Source organism: Dietzia sp. DQ12-76 (assembly GCF_014145045.1).
Taxonomy (GTDB): Bacteria; Actinomycetota; Actinomycetes; order Mycobacteriales; family Mycobacteriaceae; genus Dietzia.
The window spans coordinates 1-3,081 of the sequence record NZ_JAALDV010000492.1 but is presented as its reverse complement, the minus strand read 5'-3'; the positions used below and the strand labels follow the sequence as shown (position 1 = coordinate 3,081).

Below are 3,081 nucleotides of genomic sequence, written 5' to 3'. Positions count from 1 at the left end.
CGTCGAGCCGACGCCGGGCCCGTCGTCGCAGGCGGGAGGTGGGCGCGGCTCGGCGAGTCGACGTCATGCGTCCACCCTGCCCCACGGCCGCACCGCGGTCGGGCCGACCCCTCGGATCAGATCTTGACGAGCATCTTCCCGACGTTGGCCCCGCGCATGAGGTCGAGGAACGCGTCGACCGAGTTGTCGATGCCCTCGACGACCGTCTCGTCGAAGACGATCTCGCCCGAGGCCACCCACGGACCGACCTTCTCCGCGAACTCCTTGAACAGGTGCATGTACTTGTTGACGGTGAAACCCTGGAGGGTCAGCCCGCGGGTGATGGCGTGCCAGAGGTTGTCCGGGCCCGGCGAACGCTCGGTGGCGTTGTACGAACTGATCGCCCCGCACAGGGCCAGCCGACCGTCATCGTTCATCAGGTCCAGTGCGGCCTCGAGGTGGTCGCCACCGACGTTGTCGAAGTACACGTCGATACCCTCGCCGTCGGCGCTGCCGAAGTGCTCGCGCAGGAGCGTGCGGACCGGGCCTTCACGGTAGTTGAGCGCGGAGTCGAACCCGTAGTCGCTGATGGCCTTGTCGACCTTCTCCGCGCTCCCGGCCGAACCGACGACCTTCGATGCGCCCATGAGTCGGGCGATCTGACCGACTGCCGACCCCACGGACCCGGCCGCCCCGGAGACGAAGACGGACTCGCCCTCCCGGAAGCGCCCGATGTGCAGCAGGCCCACATACGCGGTGAGGCCCGTGGTCCCGAGGATCCCCAGGTACGCGGAGATCGGGACACCCTCGATCTCCTGAACCACCCGGAACTGTCGGCCGCCGCCCTGCGCGACGTCCCGCCAGCCGAGATCGTGCATCACGACCGACCCGACCGGGTGGGCGTCGGAGCGGGACTCCACCACCCGCCCGACGGCGCCACCGGTCATGGTCTCGTTCAGCTCGAACGGCGGGATGTACGAGCGGCCCTCGTTCATCCGGCCGCGCATGTAGGGGTCCACGGAGAGGAACTCGTTGGCCACGCGCACCTCGCCCTCGGCGAGGTCGGGGAGGTCGACGACGACGGTGCGGAAGTCGTCATGGGTGGGCCAGCCACGCGGGCGGCTGACGAGCTGGATCTGGGTGCTGGTCGTCATGACTCATGTGTACGCGCCCTGTCTGCGGGGCTGCCACCGGCCACACCTCTAGTAGGCTTCGCCTTCGTGCAGGACCAGCCCACTCCCGACCCCGCTTCGGCGACGCTCCCCGACGAGCGCGTCCGCAGCGAGATCGTCAGCGACTCCCAGACCTTCCGCCGGGCCGTGGCCGACCTCCGCCAGGGGCTGGGTCAGCGGGAGTTGTGGCTCTCCCTGGGGTGGCAGGACATCAAGCAGCGCTACCGCCGCTCGACCCTGGGCCCATTGTGGATCACCATCGCCACCGGCGTCATGGCGACCGCTCTGGGGCTGCTGTACTCGATCCTGTTCCAGATCCCGCTGGCCGAGTTCCTCCCCCACGTCACCGTGGGACTGATCCTCTGGGGATTCATCTCCGGCTGCATCAAGGAGGGCTCGGAGGTCTTCATCTCCAACGAGGGCCTGATCAAACAACTGCCGAGCGCGCTGAGCGTCCACGTCTACCGGCTGGTGTGGCGGCAGTTCCTGTTCCTCTGCCACAACCTGGTGATCTGGGTCGTGCTCATGCTGATCTACCCGCGCCCGCTGGGCTGGGACCTGCTACTGGCCGTTCTGGGCCTGGCGGTCCTCATGGTCAACGGCGTCTGGGTGGCCATGCTGTTCGGCATCCTCGCCACCCGATTCCGCGACATCGCGCCGCTCCTGGACTCCCTGGTGCAGCTGCTGTTCTACATGACCCCCATCGTGTGGACCACGCAGACGCTGTACGAACAGGGCGGGGAGATCGCGGACCGGGCTCGCATCGCCGAACTCAACCCGCTCTACCACTACCTGGAGATCGTGCGTGCCCCCATGATCGGCCAACCCGTCGCCGCGTACCACTGGTGGATCGTCCTGGCCTGCACGGCCGTCGGTCTGATCCTCGCCTTTGTCGCGCTGCGCCGGTTCCGCTCCCGAGTCCCGTACTGGGTGTAGGAGGTACATCCCATGAGCCCCGCCACCCCGACCCCCGGCGGCGTGTCCATCGACTGCGTGGACGCGTGCGTGGACTTCCCGATCTTCGACGCCAAGTCCCGCTCCCTGAAGAAGGCCGTCCTCGGCTCCGCCGGCGGCGCGATCGGGCGGAACTCGTCCAACGTCGTCGTCGTCGAGGCCCTGCGAGACATCACGCTGTCCCTCCGGGAAGGTGACCGCATCGGGCTGATCGGACACAACGGTGCCGGCAAGTCCACGCTGCTGCGGCTGCTGTCCGGAATCTACGAACCCACCCGCGGCGCCGCCCGGATCCGGGGACGCGTGGCCCCGGTGTTCGACCTCGGCGTGGGCATGGATCCGGAGATCACCGGATACGAGAACATCATCATCCGCGGCCTGTTCCTGGGCCAGACCCGCAAGCAGATGAAGGCCAAGGTCGAGGAGATCGCCGACTTCACCGAGCTCGGTGACTACCTGGACATGCCGCTGCGCACCTACTCGACCGGGATGCGCGTGCGGTTGGCGATGGGCGTGGTGACCTCGATCGACCCGGAGATCCTGCTGCTCGACGAGGGCATCGGCGCGGTGGACGCCGAGTTCATGAAGAAGGCGCGGATCAAGTTGGCGGACCTGGTCTCCCGGTCCGGCATGCTGGTGTTCGCCTCCCACTCCAACGAGTTCCTGGCCCAGCTGTGCGACTCGGCGATGTGGATCGACCACGGACGCATCCGGCAACGGGGCAGCATCGAGGAGATCGTCACCGCCTACGAGGGCCCCGAGGCCGGGCGGTCCATCGCCGCCTACATGGAGAGGATGGAGCGTGAGGCCTGAGGGCGGCTCCGGCCCGGGTGCGGGCCCCGGCTCGGACCCCGGATCGGGCTCGCGCGCCCGATATGGACCCGAGGGGGCGCGTACTCCCACCGGAAGCGAGCGATCCGGGCGCGCAACCGGGCAGGGGCCGGGCGATTCGCGGCGAGTGGTGGCCGTGGTGGTC

3 protein-coding genes are annotated in these 3,081 nt (G+C 68.4%); 2 read left to right on the top strand and 1 reads right to left on the bottom strand.

Annotated elements, in window-relative coordinates; genetic code table 11:
* Positions 1–116 precede the first annotated feature (116 nt).
* On the bottom strand, positions 117–1,133 hold the full coding sequence (locus G6019_RS15370; protein WP_107755482.1) for an NADP-dependent oxidoreductase: 1,017 nt from the start codon (positions 1,131–1,133) through the stop codon (positions 117–119).
* Between the two features lie 66 nt (positions 1,134–1,199).
* Here G6019_RS15370 and wzm point away from each other — a divergent pair, with 66 nt between their 5' ends.
* Both wzm and wzt read left to right on the top strand, forming a co-directional pair.
* Entirely contained in the window at positions 1,200–2,087 is an 888-nt protein-coding gene (gene wzm, locus G6019_RS15365; RefSeq protein ID WP_107755481.1) for a galactan export ABC transporter permease subunit Wzm/RfbD, read from the top strand.
* A gap of 12 nt (positions 2,088–2,099) precedes the next feature.
* Positions 2,100–2,918, top strand: a complete 819-nt coding sequence (gene wzt, locus G6019_RS15360; protein WP_182613744.1) for a galactan export ABC transporter ATP-binding subunit Wzt/RfbE — start codon at positions 2,100–2,102, stop codon at positions 2,916–2,918.
* Positions 2,919–3,081 lie beyond the last annotated feature (163 nt).

Bases quoted from the DNA above. Each gene is read 5' to 3' on its own strand.
- G6019_RS15370 (WP_107755482.1), bottom strand. From the start codon at position 1,133: ATGACGACCAGCACCCAGATCCAGCTCGTCAGCCGCCCGCGTGGCTGG.
- wzt (WP_182613744.1), top strand. From the start codon at position 2,100: ATGAGCCCCGCCACCCCGACCCCCGGCGGCGTGTCCATCGACTGCGTG.